17 protein-coding genes and 1 tRNA gene are annotated in these 15,770 nt (G+C 59.9%); 7 read left to right on the top strand and 11 right to left on the bottom strand.

Features of this window, described 5'->3' with window-relative positions; all coding sequences use genetic code 11:
- Window positions 1-164: 164 nt before the first annotated feature.
- Window positions 165-250, bottom strand: a tRNA-Leu gene (locus AC2FD8_RS10440).
- A 145-nt stretch (window positions 251-395) separates the two neighbouring features.
- Between AC2FD8_RS10440 and AC2FD8_RS10435 the strand changes: the two genes are divergently transcribed.
- Both AC2FD8_RS10435 and AC2FD8_RS10430 read left to right on the top strand, forming a co-directional pair.
- Window positions 396-974, top strand: a complete 579-nt coding sequence (locus AC2FD8_RS10435; protein WP_496855860.1) for a YqaA family protein — start codon at window positions 396-398, stop codon at window positions 972-974.
- A complete protein-coding gene (locus AC2FD8_RS10430; protein ID WP_496855858.1) occupies window positions 971-1,438 on the top strand; it encodes a disulfide bond formation protein B in 468 nt (155 codons plus the stop codon). Before AC2FD8_RS10435 ends, AC2FD8_RS10430 begins: the two co-directional genes overlap by 4 nt.
- On the opposite strand, the gene AC2FD8_RS10425 is transcribed toward AC2FD8_RS10430, so the two are convergent.
- Window positions 1,435-2,022, bottom strand: coding sequence for an HNH endonuclease (locus tag AC2FD8_RS10425; protein ID WP_496855856.1), 588 nt, complete (start codon window positions 2,020-2,022; stop codon window positions 1,435-1,437). The genes AC2FD8_RS10430 and AC2FD8_RS10425 overlap by 4 nt on opposite strands.
- Window positions 2,023-2,235: 213 nt before the next feature.
- Between AC2FD8_RS10425 and AC2FD8_RS10420 the strand changes: the two genes are divergently transcribed.
- Together AC2FD8_RS10420 and AC2FD8_RS10415 are read left to right on the top strand one after the other, a co-directional pair.
- A complete protein-coding gene (locus AC2FD8_RS10420) occupies window positions 2,236-2,841 on the top strand; it encodes an rRNA large subunit pseudouridine synthase E (RefSeq protein WP_496855854.1) in 606 nt (201 codons plus the stop codon).
- Between the two features lie 32 nt (window positions 2,842-2,873).
- A complete protein-coding gene (locus tag AC2FD8_RS10415) occupies window positions 2,874-3,299 on the top strand; it encodes a VOC family protein (RefSeq protein WP_496855852.1) in 426 nt (141 codons plus the stop codon).
- Between the two features lie 5 nt (window positions 3,300-3,304).
- Here AC2FD8_RS10415 and AC2FD8_RS10410 read toward each other — a convergent pair whose 3' ends face one another.
- The 3 genes from AC2FD8_RS10410 to AC2FD8_RS10400 form a co-directional block, all read right to left on the bottom strand.
- Window positions 3,305-3,430: a hypothetical protein gene (locus tag AC2FD8_RS10410; RefSeq protein ID WP_496855850.1), complete on the bottom strand. Its 126-nt coding sequence runs from the start codon at window positions 3,428-3,430 to the stop codon at window positions 3,305-3,307.
- 147 nt (window positions 3,431-3,577) lie between these two features.
- Complete coding sequence (locus AC2FD8_RS10405) at window positions 3,578-4,243, bottom strand: alpha/beta hydrolase (protein WP_170757582.1); 666 nt, start codon at window positions 4,241-4,243, stop codon at window positions 3,578-3,580.
- Entirely contained in the window at window positions 4,240-4,872 is a 633-nt protein-coding gene (locus AC2FD8_RS10400; protein ID WP_496855847.1) for a DNA-3-methyladenine glycosylase family protein, read from the bottom strand. Before AC2FD8_RS10400 ends, AC2FD8_RS10405 begins: the two co-directional genes overlap by 4 nt.
- A gap of 97 nt (window positions 4,873-4,969) precedes the next feature.
- On the opposite strand from AC2FD8_RS10400, the gene AC2FD8_RS10395 reads away from it, so the two are divergent.
- Window positions 4,970-6,196, top strand: coding sequence for an MFS transporter (locus AC2FD8_RS10395; protein ID WP_496855845.1), 1,227 nt, complete (start codon window positions 4,970-4,972; stop codon window positions 6,194-6,196).
- Here AC2FD8_RS10395 and AC2FD8_RS10390 read toward each other — a convergent pair whose 3' ends face one another.
- From AC2FD8_RS10390 to cysS, 3 genes are read right to left on the bottom strand one after another with little or no spacing between them, the layout of a single operon-like run.
- Window positions 6,197-6,979 carry a phytoene/squalene synthase family protein gene (locus AC2FD8_RS10390; RefSeq protein WP_496855844.1) on the bottom strand — a complete coding sequence of 261 codons (783 nt, stop codon included), beginning with the start codon at window positions 6,977-6,979 and terminating at the stop codon, window positions 6,197-6,199.
- Window positions 6,976-8,610, bottom strand: coding sequence for a citramalate synthase (gene cimA, locus AC2FD8_RS10385; protein ID WP_496855842.1), 1,635 nt, complete (start codon window positions 8,608-8,610; stop codon window positions 6,976-6,978). Before cimA ends, AC2FD8_RS10390 begins: the two co-directional genes overlap by 4 nt.
- A gap of 57 nt (window positions 8,611-8,667) precedes the next feature.
- Window positions 8,668-10,059 (bottom strand): cysteine--tRNA ligase, encoded by a 1,392-nt coding sequence (cysS, locus tag AC2FD8_RS10380; protein WP_496855840.1) that lies wholly within the window; start codon window positions 10,057-10,059, stop codon window positions 8,668-8,670.
- 206 nt (window positions 10,060-10,265) lie between these two features.
- On the opposite strand from cysS, the gene AC2FD8_RS10375 reads away from it, so the two are divergent.
- A complete protein-coding gene (locus AC2FD8_RS10375) occupies window positions 10,266-10,610 on the top strand; it encodes an MmcQ/YjbR family DNA-binding protein (RefSeq protein ID WP_496855839.1) in 345 nt (114 codons plus the stop codon).
- 57 nt (window positions 10,611-10,667) lie between these two features.
- The gene (locus AC2FD8_RS10370) at window positions 10,668-11,855 is read left to right on the top strand and encodes a pyridoxal phosphate-dependent aminotransferase (protein ID WP_496855837.1); all 1,188 of its coding nucleotides are present in this window, start codon (window positions 10,668-10,670) and stop codon (window positions 11,853-11,855) included.
- A 6-nt stretch (window positions 11,856-11,861) separates the two neighbouring features.
- On the opposite strand, the gene AC2FD8_RS10365 is transcribed toward AC2FD8_RS10370, so the two are convergent.
- The 3 genes from AC2FD8_RS10365 to AC2FD8_RS10355 all read right to left on the bottom strand — a co-directional run bounded on the left by AC2FD8_RS10365 (window position 11,862) and on the right by AC2FD8_RS10355 (window position 15,727).
- Complete coding sequence (locus AC2FD8_RS10365; protein ID WP_496855836.1) at window positions 11,862-12,380, bottom strand: outer membrane protein; 519 nt, start codon at window positions 12,378-12,380, stop codon at window positions 11,862-11,864.
- Window positions 12,381-12,635: 255 nt separating this feature from the next.
- Window positions 12,636-13,970: a sigma-54-dependent transcriptional regulator gene (locus AC2FD8_RS10360; protein WP_496855834.1), complete on the bottom strand. Its 1,335-nt coding sequence runs from the start codon at window positions 13,968-13,970 to the stop codon at window positions 12,636-12,638.
- A gap of 14 nt (window positions 13,971-13,984) precedes the next feature.
- Entirely contained in the window at window positions 13,985-15,727 is a 1,743-nt protein-coding gene (locus AC2FD8_RS10355) for a sensor histidine kinase (RefSeq protein ID WP_496855832.1), read from the bottom strand.
- Window positions 15,728-15,770 lie beyond the last annotated feature (43 nt).

Here is a 15,770-nt window from a genome sequence, read left to right as displayed (position 1 = left end):
ATCGCGCGGCGGCTACTGAGGCAATGGCCCCGCATCGCGGCAAAACACGTTTTTTTCAGAGGAATGCAGATTTCATGCCCCACGAGGATCGACATGAGTACCAGATAAGTAACGTACAAAAGAAAAAACAGAGAGCAGGTTCCCCTATCCCTCTGTTTTTACTTTGGTACCCAAGGCCGGACTCGAACCGGCACGGTATCACTACCGGGGGATTTTGAATCCCCTGCGTCTACCATTCCGCCACTTGGGCCACGGATATTGGATTAGCGTCCCTGACTGGGAAGGTCCAGAGGCAAAAACATACTGCCCCGTCGATTGTTGGCCGCACGGCAGTTGACCCTTCTGCACGCCCGTGGTTTGCCTGTCACGACCCAAGACGCGACGAAGAGAGTGTGATGCTGCGATCCCTGTATGACTGGACCATTCGGCTGGCCGAGCACCCTCACGCCCTGTGGGCGCTTGCAGTTGTGGCCTTTATCGAAAGTTCGTTCTTTCCGATTCCACCCGATGTCTTGATGATCCCGATGATTCTGGCACGTCCCTCGCGGGCGTGGCTGATTGCCGGCGTGGCGCTGGTGGCCTCGGTTCTGGGCGGCATGCTGGGCTACGCGATTGGCGCTTTTGCCTATGAAAGCATCGGACAACCCATTCTCGAGTCCATGGGCAAGGCCGACGCGATGGAAGAGTTCAACACCCGCTTCAACGATTTCGGCTTCTGGGCCGTGTTGGCGGCCGGTGTGACCCCCTTCCCCTACAAGGTGATCACCATCATGTCCGGCTGGACCGCAATGCCGCTGGGCACCTTTATCGCAACATCCATTCTGGCGCGCGCGTTGCGGTTCTTCCTTGTGGCAGGCCTGTTGTGGAAGTTCGGAGAACCGATCCGGGACTTCATCGAAAAGCGCCTCGGGCTTATGTTCACCCTGTTCATCATCCTGCTGTTTGGTGGCTTTCTGGCGGTTAAATTTCTATGACAAAACGATCGACTTACGTGATCCTCGCTGCCGGAGGGTCGGCGGCCCTACTGTTGGGCGCATGGGGTTTTCAGCATATTGGCGGTCTCGCACCCTGCAAAATGTGCATCTGGCAACGCTATCCACATGCTGCTGCAGTCGTGATCGGCGCTCTGGCCCTGATGCTGCCAAAACTCAACCCGCTACCACTGATCGGAGCTTTGGCTGCGTTGATCACAGCCGGAATTGGTTTCTTCCACGCTGGTGTCGAGCAGGGATGGTGGGAAGGTCCCTCAACCTGCACCTCGGGTGATATCGGAGGGTTGTCGGCAGAAGAATTGATGAACCAGATCATGTCCGCCCCGCTGGTTCGATGCGACGAGATTCCGTGGGAATTGTTTGGTCTGTCCATGGCCGGTTGGAACGCAGCCATCTCTGCGGTTCTGGTTCTGCTCTGGCTGGCCGCGTGGCGGGCGAAAGCCTAAGCCTCGTCCAGTTCCGCATCCCAATAGAGAAAGTCGATCCAGCTGTCATGCAGGTGGTTCGGCGGGAATTTCCGTCCGATATTGCGCAAAGCCTCTGCATTGGGCTGACGCGGCGGTTTGCGCAGGTTCATGCCTGCCTGACGAAGCGACTTGGAGCCTTTGCGCAGGTTGCATGGGCTGCACGCGGCGACCACGTTTTGCCAGCTCGTCACCCCTCCGGCGGCGCGCGGTACCACGTGGTCAAAGGTCAGGTTGTCGCGACTGCCGCAATACTGGCAGCGGAATTCATCCCTCAGAAATAAATTAAAGCGCGTGAAGGCCACGCGCTTTCTGGGTTTAACATAGTCTTTGAGGACAACGACCGACGGTATTCGGATCTCGGTACTCGGGCTGCGGACGACCTCATCATATTCAGCCACGATATCGACCCTGTCCAGCCAGGCCGCCTTGACCGCCTCCTGCCACGGCCACAGAGACAAGGGATAGTAGGATAAAGGGCGGTAATCGGCATTCAAAACCAAGGCCGGATGCTGTTTGAGCATACCCGGCTCTCTTACAAAATCGGTCCTGAAGTCTCCGTCCATCACAGAATCGCTCCTCGCTCTCAGCTGCCCGTTTGTGACACCAGAGCGGAGAGCACCCGCCCTAGCCTTAAGATAACTATATATCGTGTTAAAACTCTGACAAGCCCTGAGTTTCCACAATATGTCGAAGACTGGGTAAGCCGAATCCGTAACAGACAGATGACAGTTATCCACAGGTTGCACACAGCATGTTTTGCAGGCTATGGCGGAGGTATGAGCTGGTTCATTCGATTCAACAAACCTTTTGACGTGCTGCCGCAGTTCACCGACCGCGCAAACGCGGAATCGCCGCGCAGTACACTGTCGGATTTCATCGACCTGCCCGGCGTCTATCCCGCCGGTAGGTTGGACCGTGACAGCGAAGGGCTGATGTTGCTGACCGACAATGGCAAGCTGCAGGCGCAGATATCAGACCCCAAGCACAAGATGGCCAAAACCTATTGGGTGCAGGTCGAAGGCGAGCCGGATATGGCGGCCCTCAAGGCCCTGCGCGACGGGGTCGAGTTAAAGGATGGCCTGACCCGCCCCGCCAAGGTGCGGGAAATTGATGAGCCCAAAGACCTCTGGCCCCGCACCCCTCCGATCCGCGAACGCAAGACTGTGCCGGACAGTTGGATCGAACTGACGATTCGCGAGGGCAAGAACCGGCAGGTGCGCCGGATGACAGCGGCCGTTGGCCTGCCGACCCTGCGCCTGATCCGCTATCGCATCGGAGATTGGACGCTAGAAGGGCTGGAGGCAGGCCAATGGGACAGCCTGCCGATACCGCAGATACAGGCCACGGCACAGCGTAAACGCGATCGACGCCCGCGACGGTGACAGGTCACGCGGGCCAGGCTAAACTGTACCCTATGAAGGTGACACCCGGGATACCGGCCCCCTCAGCCATTCTGGAAGCGGCGCTGTACGTGGATGATCTGGACGCTGCTGAGCGTTTCTATGGTGAGGTTCTGGGGCTGGAACAGATACAACGCATTCAGGACCGCCACGTGTTCTATCGGGTCGGAGCCTCAGTCCTGCTGATCTTCAATCCTGAAAAGACCCAGCAGCCGCCGCTAAACCCGGATCTGCCGGTCCCTCCGCATGGCGCGCGTGGGCCGGGGCATGTGTGCCTTGTCCTGACACGGGATGAGATGGCTGCAATGCGAAAGCATCTGCTGGATTGGAACATCCCTCTGGATGCCGAGTTCGATTGGCCCAGTGGCGCGCGATCCCTGTACGTGCGGGACCCTGCGGGCAATTCAGTCGAATTTTCGGAAGGGCATCTTTGGGCCTGAATCCGTCAGCGCAAGGGCTGCTTTTCCCCACCCACAACGCGATAGATCGCGCTTGGGATCACACCGACCTCAGCTAGCGCGGCTTGAAACACAGCCATATGTGGTGTGGCGAAATGCGCGTATGGTGGCATTGATCGCCTTGAACCCCATGGCCGCCGCAGTTTTCAAGGTTTCCTGAAACAACGCCCGCCCTGCGCCGCGCAAAAGAGGATCGCGACGGGTGAAGGTGGCAATATCCGCGCAATCCTCGGATATCATGGGGCGAACCGCAATCACGCCTACAGGCTCAGCTTGTCGCGCATGAAGGCCAGCGCCACGCTCAGGCCGTCCGGCGCGATACCGTGGCCGGTGCCTTTCATGACATGGGCGTAGACCTCTTTGAAATCCGCCGCCTGCAGGGCCTCTGCCGCCTCGGGCAAAGACTGCGGAGGCACCACGTCATCAGCATCCCCATGGACCAACAGGATTGGCATCCGGCTGACGGTTTCATCCGGCAACAAATCTGGCTCTAGCAAACGGCCCGAGAACGCGACGATCCCGGCCACCGGGTCCTCGCGGCGCGGGGCGACGTACAGGCTCATCATCGTGCCCTGGCTGAACCCGAACAGTACGACCTGCTCGGGCAGCACGTCTTCGTCCACCATCAGCGCGTCAAGGAAGGCGTTGAAGTCTTCTACCGCCATCTCCATCCCGCGGCGCGCCTCTTCTTCGGACGAGCCGTCGATCCATGGGATCGGGAACCACTGAAACCCGTTCGGCATTCCGGGGATCTGTTCCGGCGCATCGGGGGCGACGAACAGCGTGTCGGGCAAATGCTCGCCCAATGGGTCGGCAAGGCCCAACAGATCGGCCCCGTTCGCCCCATAGCCGTGTACGAACACCACGACCGAGCGTGTGTCGCCCGAAACCGGCTCTTTCCTGAGCGCGTTCAAAACCCGTGTCATCTGATCCCTTCTCTTTTCTTGGCCACCCGGTAATAGGCCCACAAAACCCGCGCCGCAACCGACCGCCAGGGCGACCATGCCTCGGCCATCTGCCTGAGTTCCTTGTCTGTTGGACGTTTGGGTAAATCATAAAGAAAGCGCGCGGCTTCCTGCAGGGCCAGATCGCCCGGAGCGATCACATCGGCGCGGCCCAGCGAAAACATGGCGTAAATCTCGGCTGTCCAGACGCCGATGCCGGATACTTCGGTCAGGATTGAAATAACCTCTGCATCAGGCGCGTCACGTAACGCCCTGTAGTCAATACGCGCTTCAGCCAGAGCACGGGCATAGCGGATCTTCTGGCGGCTTAGCCCGACAGCCCGCAAATCCTCATCACTCGCCCACATGATCTTGCGCGGGCCGGTCAGTTTCGCGTCCTGCAACCGTTTCCAGATCGCATTGGCCGAGGCCACGCTGACCTGCTGACTGACGATTGCGCTCAACAATTGCGCAAAACCATCCGGTTTGCGCCGCAGAGGCAGCGGCCCCGTCTGTTCCATCGCATAGGCCATACGTGGACAGGATTTGGCCAGCCACTCGGCCCCTTCGGACACACAGGCGTTGGTTTCGATGATGCGTCCGACGGACATGTGCGCTCCGGCATTTTGGGTCACTTGCACGTTAGGGCGGTTTGCCCCGTATGCAACCCGCTTGTGCGCGCGACAGATCGCCGATACGCATGGCGTCATGACTGTGATTTCCGAGACTCCGAACGACTATCAGGCCAAGCGCAACGTTGCCGTACTTGTGGCGGCACAAGCTGTTCTTGGCGCGCAAATGCCGATGATGTTCATTGTCGGCGGGCTGGCAGGCCAATCGCTGGCCACAAACGCCTGCCTTGCGACGCTGCCGATATCCCTGATCGTTCTGGGGTCGATGCTGGCGGCCACGCCTATCTCTGCGATCATGCAACGCTGGGGCCGCCGCGCCGGGTTTCTGGTCGGAACAACCGCCGGTGCGCTTGGCGGTTTAATCGGAGCATATGGTCTGTATCTGGGCTCTTTCCCGATCTTCCTGATCGGCAGCCTGTTAACCGGCATCTACATGAGCGCGCACGGGTTCTACCGTTTTGCGGCGGCGGACACGGCCTCGGACACGTTTCGGCCCAAGGCGATTTCCTATGTGATGGCAGGCGGGTTGGCGGCGGCCATTATTGGCCCACAGATCGTCAAACTGACCTCAACGGCCTATGTCATTCCGTTCCTGGGCACCTATCTGGCAGTGATCGGCATCAACGTCATCGGCTCGGCGCTGTTCTACTTTCTCGACATCCCCACACCCCCACGCGCGAGCGAAGACAGCCCCAAAGGCCGGTCGCGGATCGAGATGTTGAAGACCCCTCGGATCGCCGTCGCCATTATTTGCGCCATGGTGTCCTACGCGCTGATGAACCTTGTGATGACCTCAACCCCGCTGGCTGTGGTTGGGTGCGGATACACGGCAAATGATGCGGCAGATGTGGTGACTGGCCACGTGCTGGCCATGTATATCCCCAGCTTCTTCACCGGCCACCTGATCGCCCGTTTCGGCGTTGAAAAGATCGTGGCTCTCGGCCTTGCCATTCTGGGTGCCGCAGGCGTTGTCGCCCTGCAAGGGGTGGAGCTTGGCAACTTTTTCCTAGCCCTAATCCTGTTGGGGATCGGTTGGAACTTCGGCTTCATTGGCGCGACCTCGATGCTGGCCGATTCCCATGACGTCAGCGAGCGTGGCCGCATGCAGGGCATGAACGACCTTCTGGTGTTTGGCGGCGTCACTTTTGCCTCGCTGGCCTCGGGCGGGTTGATGAACTGTTCCGGTGGGTCCCCGGTCGAGGGGTGGACGGCTGTGAACCTGGCCATGGTCCCCCTGCTTACACTGGCCGGAGGCGCGCTGTTGTGGCTGGTCATGCGCCCGGCCGAGCCGGACACCGCCTGATCACCAGCGGCCTGTGCTGGCCGTCCACATCAGAGAGACTTTGCGCCCGACCCCCCCCTGAGTCAGCTCCCCGCGCGCGACCCGCGCAGGATTGGCTAGAACCTTTCGCAAAACCCACTCGGCCTGCCACCCGGCATAGAACGCCGGTCGAGCGGCGCGGGAAACCTCAGATCGCCTGCTGCGCGCCGATTTCAACCGCCTCAGCGCAGTATCTGCTAACGCACGCACTCCGGCTTCAGTGCCATCGAGCAACGGAATCCGGCCTCGGGCTTCCAGCTCCGGAATGGCCCGAAACCAGTTCGCGACGCCGACCGCATAACCGAAATCGCGCAAAACGCCCTCATCCGCTGCCCCGAGGGACTGGGCAGTAACCACCGTCAACGTGCCAGCGCTTTGGTCGATATAGTTCTCGAAATGCTCGGTGTCTTCAAACGGATCGCGGTAGATATCCCACCGCCTGACGGCCACGTATTCATCCAGTAAACCGGCAAGATGTGGCGACAGAACACGGGACAGAGGGGTCACCACCTCATGCCGTCGCACCTGCTGTCCTTCGGCGATCTCCTGTAGCGCATCACGCCACCATTGCAGGCGCATTTCGGCAATCATCGCTTCTTGCGTAACCCACGGTGCCCGCGCGATTTCGGCATTCAACGCGTAGATCGGAAACAGAACGGCCCGCGCTTCGACTGGCGAGGCCATGGTGGCAAGAAACCGGTCCGGATCGGCCTTTTGCACAAGGGCCGCGCAAGCCTTTACGTCATCGTCAAAGACGGCAGTCACTCGGCCGCTGCTTTCCGATGCCCGCTGTCGCGGACCAGTTTCCACTGGATCGCCTCCAGCAGAGCCTCGAACGAAGCGTCAACTATGTTGGCACTGACACCCACGGTCGACCAATGCCGCCCCTGCCCGTCTTCGCTGTCGATGATAACGCGGGTCACAGCCTCGGTCCCGCCCTGGGTGATCCTAACCTTGAAGTCGACCAATCGCATATCCGACAGCACCTGCGAATACTGCCCCAGATCCTTTGCCAGCGCTTTGGAGAGCGCGTTCACCGGCCCCCGGTCGCTGCCTTGATCATCCACCGATTCACTGACCGAAAGCTTCTTTTCACCGTCCACTTTCACCACAACCACGGCCTCGGACAGGCTGACCATCTTGTTGTACTTGTTCTTGCGGCGTTCAACGGTGACCTTGTAGCGCTTGACCTCAAAGAACTCGGGCATCTGCCCCAGTTCATCGCGCGCCAGCAGTTCGAAACTCGCCTGAGCGGTATCGTAGGAATACCCCTCAGCCTCGCGTTGTTTGATCCGATCGAGAATACGGCCAAGGGCGGGGTCCCCCTTTTCCACCATCAGGCCTGCGTCAGTCAGCCGTTTGCGCAGGTTCGATTGCCCGGCCTGGTTCGACATCGGGATAATCCGCGTGTTCCCCACCGTCGCCGGGTCGATGTGTTCATAGGTCGATGGATCCTTGAGGATCGCACTCGCATGCAGCCCCGCCTTGTGCGCAAAGGCCGAGGCCCCAACATAGGCTGATTGCTTACTGGGCACCCGGTTCAGGATATCATCCAACATCCGGCTCACCCGCGTCAGACCGGCCAGCGCCTGCGGATCGACACCGATCTCGAACCTCGAGGCATAGGGCTCTTTCAACAGCAAGGTCGGGATCAGAGCCGTCAGGTTTGCATTGCCGCAGCGCTCTCCCAACCCGTTCAGAGTGCCTTGGATCTGGCGTGCGCCTGCGTCGACAGCCGCTAGTGAACACGCCACGGCGTTTTCGGTGTCGTTATGGGTGTGAATGCCCAACCGATCCCCCGGCAGGCCTGCGGCGATCAACTCGGAGACAATGCGCCCGACCTCGGACGGCAAAGCGCCGCCATTGGTGTCACACAACACCACCCAACGCGCGCCCGCGTCCAAAGCGGCCCGGCATACCTCGGTCGCGTAGGCCGGGTTGTCTTTGTAGCCGTCAAAGAAATGCTCGGCATCAAACAGCGCCTCGCGCCCCTGTGCCACAATATGCGCGACCGAGGCGCGGACGTTCTCGACATTCTCCTCCAGCGAAATGCTAAGCGCATGGGTCACGTGGTAGTCATGCGATTTGCCCACCAAACAGACGGCCTGCGTCCCGGCATTCATAACCGCCGCCAGCACATCGTCATTCTCGGCCGACCGTCCGGAACGTTTGGTCATCCCAAAAGCCGTCAACCGGGCCGAGGTCTTTGGAGCGACCTCGAAGAACGCGCTGTCCGTGGGGTTCGCCCCGGGCCAACCACCTTCGATATAGTCCACCCCCAGCGCGTCCAGAGCCTGCGCGATCTGCACTTTCTCAGCCGTCGAGAACTGCACACCCTGCGTCTGCTGCCCGTCACGCAGGGTCGTGTCATAGAGATAGAGGCGTTCCTTGGTCATGGCTTGCTCCCGCTGGCCCAGAGTAGGCGATCTTTCCACGTGGCGCGCGGATTTCCTTCAAACATCATCCAGTTTCGACGCATCAAATCCCGTAGCCGGAACCAGTTCAACGCCTTCTTTGCTCATGCGCACTTCCAGACCTGCAGCGACAAAAGCGGATTTCAAACGATCCACTTCCGAGAAGTCCTTGCTTTGCATCGCTTCGGCACGTGCCTCTGCCAATCTGGCAGCGAAAGTGCTCAAATCCACCGCTTCAGCCCAAGCGCCCATATCTTCGCCCAAAAGGCCAAGAACCCGCGCGCTGGCCAGCAAAGCCGCCGCATCTCCATCCGCAGCCAAACGGTGCAGTTCGGCGATGGCACCCGCTGTGTTCAGGTCATCCGCCAGCGCCTCGATGACTGAGGGGGCCGCGCTGGTGGCGGGCTCGATGCCCGCTGTCAGCGCCCGCCACTTGCGCAAGGTGGCCTCAGCCTCACGCGCCTTTTTCTCGGTCCAGTCCATCGGCTTGCGGTAATGCGTTTGCAGGAACACAAACCGGATCACCTCACCCGGCACGCCCTGTTCCAGCAAGTCATGCACAGTGAAGAAATTGCCCAGAGATTTGGACATCTTCTTGCCTTCGACCTGCAGCATCTCGTTATGCAGCCAGACGCGCGCAAACTCACCCTCCGGATGGGCGCAGCAGCTTTGGGCGATCTCATTCTCATGGTGCGGGAACATCAGGTCGTTGCCGCCGCCGTGGATATCGAAACTGTCGCCCAGCAACTCATAGCTCATGGCCGAGCACTCGATATGCCAGCCCGGACGGCCCCGACCCCACGGCGAATCCCAACCGGGAAGATCATCGGTCGAGGGCTTCCACAACACAAAATCCATCGGGTTCTTCTTGTATGGCGCAACCTCGACCCGCGCGCCGGCGATCATGTCATCGACCGACCGACCAGAAAGCTTGCCATACCCCGATTTCCAGCTATCGACAGCAAACAGCACATGACCTTCCGCGGCATAGGCATGACCCTTCGCGATCAGTCCTTCGATCATCGCGATCATCTGCGCGATATATTCGGTCGCACGCGGCATCGCGTTCGGCTCCAGCGCCCCTAGCGCACCCATATCATGCAGATACCAGCCGATGGTTTCATCGGATCGTTCCTGCACCAACTGCTCCAACGATCCCTCGGCCCCGGCCTGTTTGCGCTTCAGCGCTGTGGCGTTGATCTTGTCATCCACGTCGGTGAAATTGCGCACATAGGTCACGTGATCCGCGCCGTAAACATGGCGCAGCAACCGATACAGTACGTCGAAAACCACCACAGGCCGCGCATTGCCCAGATGAGCCCGGTCATAGACAGTAGGTCCACAGACATACATCCGCACATTTTCAGGGTCGATCGGCACGAAATCCTCTTTCGTCCGCGTCCGCGTATTGTGCAGCTTGATTGTCGTCATCACTCGGGCTCCTAAAGCTTGCGCGTTGGCGCGGGCTTAGCAACTTGTCTCAGGGATGAAAACGAAAGAAACCGGCCCGCTTGAGAATTCAGCAGGTAATGCAGCAGATAGTGATGCAGGTCATCCGGTTCATGCGCTCGGCATAACATGCGTCACGCGGCAAGCCAAGGCTTGAGTTCGCGCGTCTTCTCCAGCACTCTGCGCTCATGAGCCGGGATTTCGTCAATTCTATCTGCCGCGACCTGCCGGGGGCCGAATGGTCGGACCCCTGGGGTGGTGGGCATGATGCGTGGAAGGTCGGCGACAAGATGTTCGCCTGCATCGGGACCGCGAATGATGGCGTTTCGGTCAAAACACCGGATATCGAAACCGCGCAGATGCTGATTGAAGCAGGTGTCGGTGTGAAAGCCCCGTATTTCCACCGCAGCTGGGTTCGCCTGCCCTTTGACGCGGATGAGGACGAGATGCGGTACCGCCTTGCCGCCTCTTACGATCTGGTGCGTGCATCGCTCACAAAAAAGGTTCAGGCCACCCTTCCTGCGCGAAGCTGATTGACAATTTCGGATCGCTCTGCCCCTGTCGCCACAAATACAAACCGAGGCAAGATCATGAAACTGTCAGATCGTATCACGCAGATCACCGAAGGCGGCAGCGACGGATGGGATGTGTTCTACCGTGCGCGCCGCATGGTCGCCGAAGGAAACGCGGTGACCGAGCTGACGATCGGTGAACATGACATCGGCACCGATGTTTCGATACTGGCCGCAATGGACCGCTCGGCCCGCGATGGTCATACCGGTTACGCCATGGTGCCCGGCACCGATCTGCTGCGCGACACGGTCGCTGCACGGGTTCAGACCCGGACCGGAGTGCCGACCACCCGCAAAAACGTCCTGATCACTCCGGGCGGGCAGGCGGCGTTGTTTGCCGCTCATATGGCCGTATGTAATCCCGGAGATGTCGGGCTGTTCCTTGACCCCTACTACGCCACCTACCCCGGCACCATTCGCGGAACCGGGGCTGTGGCGCGGGCAGTCCAGACCATGGCCGAAGATGCGTTTCAACCTCGCGCTGAGCGGATCGAGGCCAAGGCCGATGGCGCGGTTTCCTTGCTGATCAACACGCCGAACAACCCGACCGGAGTGGTTTATTCACCCGAAACGCTGAAAGCCATCGCTGACCTGTGCCAGAGGCGCGACCTGTGGCTGATCTCGGATGAGGTTTACGACACTCAAATATGGAACGGCGCGCATCTGTCTCCGCGCGCCCTGCCCGGCATGGTCGATCGTACACTGGTCGTCGGCTCCATGTCCAAATCCCACGCGATGACCGGATCACGCTGCGGCTGGATCATTGGTCCGGAAGAGGTCATCAGCCACCTCATCAACCTTGCCACCCACACCACCTATGGCGTTCCGGGCTTCATTCAGGATGCCGCGAACTTTGCCCTGAGCGCGGGCACAACGCTCGAAAATGACATCGCCGCCCCCTTCCGCCGTCGCCGCGCCCGCGCGATAGAAGTGCTGGCTGAACAGAATACAATAGGCCTCGTCCCGGCAGATGGCGCGATGTACCTGATGTTGGATATCCGTGCGACCGGGCTGACTGGTGAGGGATTTGCAAACGCTCTTCTCGATAAACACGCAATCGCCGTCATGCCCGGAGAGAGTTTCGGTTCAGCCGCTGCAGGTCACGTCCGCGTTGCCATGACCGTCGATGACGCGTGTTTCGAAACGGCTCTGAAGACGATCTGTGCCTTCGCGTCCGAGATGGCGGGTCAGCAAGCCGCCGAGTGAGGGCCCTTAGAACCGGAATGTTGTACGCAGATTGAATATATTCGTGTCGAGCCCGCCGCCCGAGCGGGTGACATCGTCAAAATCCTGCCGCAACGCCTCGCCACTGATCACGAAGTTTTCGCCGATGGGATAGGCGATGCCGATGCCATAAACCGCCGCTGTGTCATTCTCTTCCGAGGTTTCAACACGCGCAGCGCCGACCACGACATAGCCCAGTGCCGCGCCGAAATCATACCCGCCCCGAAACTTCAGCCGCGTGATACTGTCGACACTGCCCTGATCCTCACCAAGGTTGAGGGACAGCCGGTTATACTCCAGCTCACCGCCCAGAACGAAGGCGCCGAAATCGCGGTCATACCCGACATGAGGTCCGAAAACGGTATCGTTGCCACCCGCGCCACCGGACCCGTCCGCATCCGCATAGCCAAAGCTGAACCCCGCATAGGCCCCCGTCCAGTCCTCGGCCGAGGCCGTGCTGGTCATCGCCATTGTCGCAGCAACAATGAGGGGCGAAAGGGGCTTCATACACGTCTCCAAAACAGGCGCATCGCCGGTTCTTTGCGGGCCAAACACCCGCGTATTTGAGTGTTTAACCTAGAATTGCCATTGCCAAATTCAAATCCACATCAACGATAAGTGAATGCAGTATAACAGATTTCCCCTATAGCGGGTTAAAATCTCTTTAAGATACGCGCAAAAACCCAGCGCGGGCCTTTTCACCATAAAAAACGCCCCGAACACCTGCGTGATCGGAGCGCCAAAAAAGCACCTACGTAGCTCTTAAAGATAATCAGACCGCTGCAGGCCGTATTTGGCCATCTTCTCGTTCAACGTCCGGCGCGGCAGGCAAAGCTCATCCATCACCGACGCGATCGACCCTTTGTGGCGGCGCATGGTGTTGTCGATCAGCATCCGCTCGAACGCTTCCACATATTCCTTCAGCGGTTTGCCCTCTGTGGTCATCACAGGCTGCATTTCCTCGTGATCGGACATCAGCAAGGATGCAATCGTCCCGGAACCACGCCGCGATTGCAGCACCGCGCGCTCGGCGATGTTGATCAGTTGCCGCACATTGCCAGGCCACGGAGCCTGCAACAGCTGCGCCGCTTCCTGCGCGCTCACCTGAGGGGCGTCGCAGCCATATTCCTCGGCGAATTGCTCGCTTAGGCGGGTGAACAGGGTCAGGATATCTTCACCCCGCTGACGCAGCGGCGGCATGGTGATGCGAAGCGCGGCCAGACGGTAGAACAGGTCCGGGCGCAGCACGTCCTCGGAGGTCTTGCCAGCTTCTTGCAGATTCGAGATCGCGACGATGCGTGTTTCTGCAGGTGTCCCCTGCTCGTTCATCACGCTCAGCAAGCGCGCCTGCAACGTGTCGCTCAGCGCCTCGACATCTTCCAGCACCAGAGTGCCGCCACGGGCCTCTTCTATCGCGGGAAGCTGCGCATCTTCGGGTAACATGGGGCCGAAGAGACGTTTGGACAGCACCTCCTCTTCCAGCGCCGCGCAGGACACCAGTACGAATTTCTTGCCCGCGCGGCTGCCGACAGCGTGCAGAGCATGCGCGACAAGTGTCTTGCCGGTGCCGGTCTCGCCGTCAATCAGGACATGGCCATCCGCCTGCCCCAGATCGAGGATATCTTCGCGCAGACGCTCCATCACCGGGCTGGCGCCGATCAGTTTGTTCATGATCTGGGTGCCACCCGAAAGCTCGCGCCGCAGGGCGCGGTTGTCCAGCGTCAGCCGCCGCGCATTGCTGGCGCGTTTGGCCAGCTCGGACATACGGTCGGGGTTGAAGGGCTTTTCAAGGAAATCAAACGCGCCAACGCGCATCGCCTCAACCGCCATCGGTACATCGCCGTGACCGGTAATCATGATCACCGGCAGCGTGCTATCGGCCCCCATCAGTTTCTTCAGCAACTGAATGCCATCCATACCTGGCATCTTGATGTCCGAGATCACGATCCCCGGATAGTCCGGCCCCAGAACCTTGAGCGCATCCTCGGCGCTGGCAAAGGTTTCGGTGTCATATCCCGACAGCGCCAGCCATTGGCTGATCGACTGGCGCATGTCCTGTTCGTCATCGACAATGGCGATTTTCATGGCCTGTGCCATAGTATTCCCTCGTGTTATTCAGCGGCCTGCAGGCCGTCGCTTCCCAGTGGCAGTTGCATCTCGAAGACAGCGCCACCCTTCTGGCCGTTGCGTGCGGTTAGCCGTCCACCATGGTCGTTCACGATCCCGGACGAGATAGCAAGCCCCAGCCCGACCCCGTCACCGGCTTGTTTGGTCGTATAGAAGGGCTCAAACAGGCTCTCGATATCCTTGATACCATACCCATTGTCGCGCACGGTCAGCACCGCCATGTCGCCCGCCGCCAGGATGATCTCGACATCCGGCTCTGCTACAGATTTGGTGGCGTCCAGCGCATTGCGCAAGAGGTTCACCATCACCTGTTCGATCCGCATCCGGTCGCCCATCACAAAGACGGGGTCTTCGGGCAGGATCTGAGTGATCTTCACATGGCGCTGCCGCAGCTGAGGCTCCATCATCGACAGCGACGAGGCCAGCGCTTCGCCAAGGTTTACAGGCGAAAACGCGTCCGCCCCCTTGCGCGCGTAAGACTTTAGCTGCCGGGTAATGGCACCCATCCGCTCGATCAGGCCATCAATGCGACCAAAGCTGGCCAGCGCCTCTTCGGGTCTGTTTCTGCGCAGCAGCAGACGCGCCCCGGCAAGGTAGGTTTTCATTGCAGCCAGAGGTTGATTTAGCTCGTGACTTACCGCCGCCGACATCTCACCCAAGGCGGCCAGCTTCGAGCTTTGCGCAAGCGTCTGCTCGGCCAAATCCAACGTCTTTTCAACCCGTTCGCGCTCAGCGATTTCCCGCTGTAGCCTTGCGTTCAATGCGCGAAGCTCTGCCGACTCGCGTTGGAACAGAACCACGCGCGAGGCCGCACGACGGCTGAGCAGATAGAACGCCGCTGCCAGGAGAATCGCAAAGCCCATGATTTCCAGCGCCAGCACGCTGTTCACCTTTTCACGGATCGAGGCATAGGTGGTAAAAGACGCCATCTGCCAGCCGCGAAACGGAATGCGCGTCTCCAACCGCATCACGGCCTCGCCTTCCAGATAGCCATCCGGCGGTAATGAGGACCAATCCGCCGTCGCCCGCAATGCACGCTGGATTGCGCCTTCCGGCGTCTGCCGCAGCATGGCCGAGCTTTCGTCAAGCCCGCGCCATCGCGGCTCGGTCGACAGGATGATGTTGCCGGTGCTGTCCCGCACCAAGACGGCGTCGGAAATCCCGGCCCAGGCGCGTTCGAATTTCTGCAGGTCGACCTCAACCATGATCACGCCGAGGATCTCGGAATTCGCTTCGATCCGGCGGGAATAGACAAAGCTGTAGTCGCCGGTTTCGCGTGGGCTGACCGTGAAAATCGTCGCATTCGAGCGGATTGCGTCCACAAAGTAAGGCGCGTTGCGATGTCCTTCCAGCAGACGGTTGCGGTCGGTGGCCGCCACCGTGATACCATCCCCGTCCATCAGCATCAGGGACGCGGCCCCGATTTCTTCGACAAATGAGATCAGCCTTTGGCTGGACAATAGATAATCACTGGATTGCAACGCCGAGATCAGCGTCGGATCCCGTGACAGAAGTTGCGGCACAATCGCGTTGCGCCGCAATTCGCTGAGAAGGTTGCCGGAATACAGGGCAAGGCGCAACTCGGCGCGGTTGCGGGTCGATTCGGTGAAGCGGTCGGTCAACAGCCGATTCGTGACCCAGATCGTCGCAACGGCCGTCAAAAGCACCAGAGTAACGGCAACCCGAAGCCGCCACCCCAGTGGCGCGCCGCGAAATGGACGTGTCATCTTGCCCTTGATCGAAAAAAGCCTTGAACTCATCCCCGGAAGT

This window comes from Ruegeria sp. YTSC192 (genome assembly GCF_059609705.1).
The sequence above is the reverse complement of the archived record's forward strand: the minus strand, read 5'-3'. Positions and strand labels throughout refer to the sequence as shown.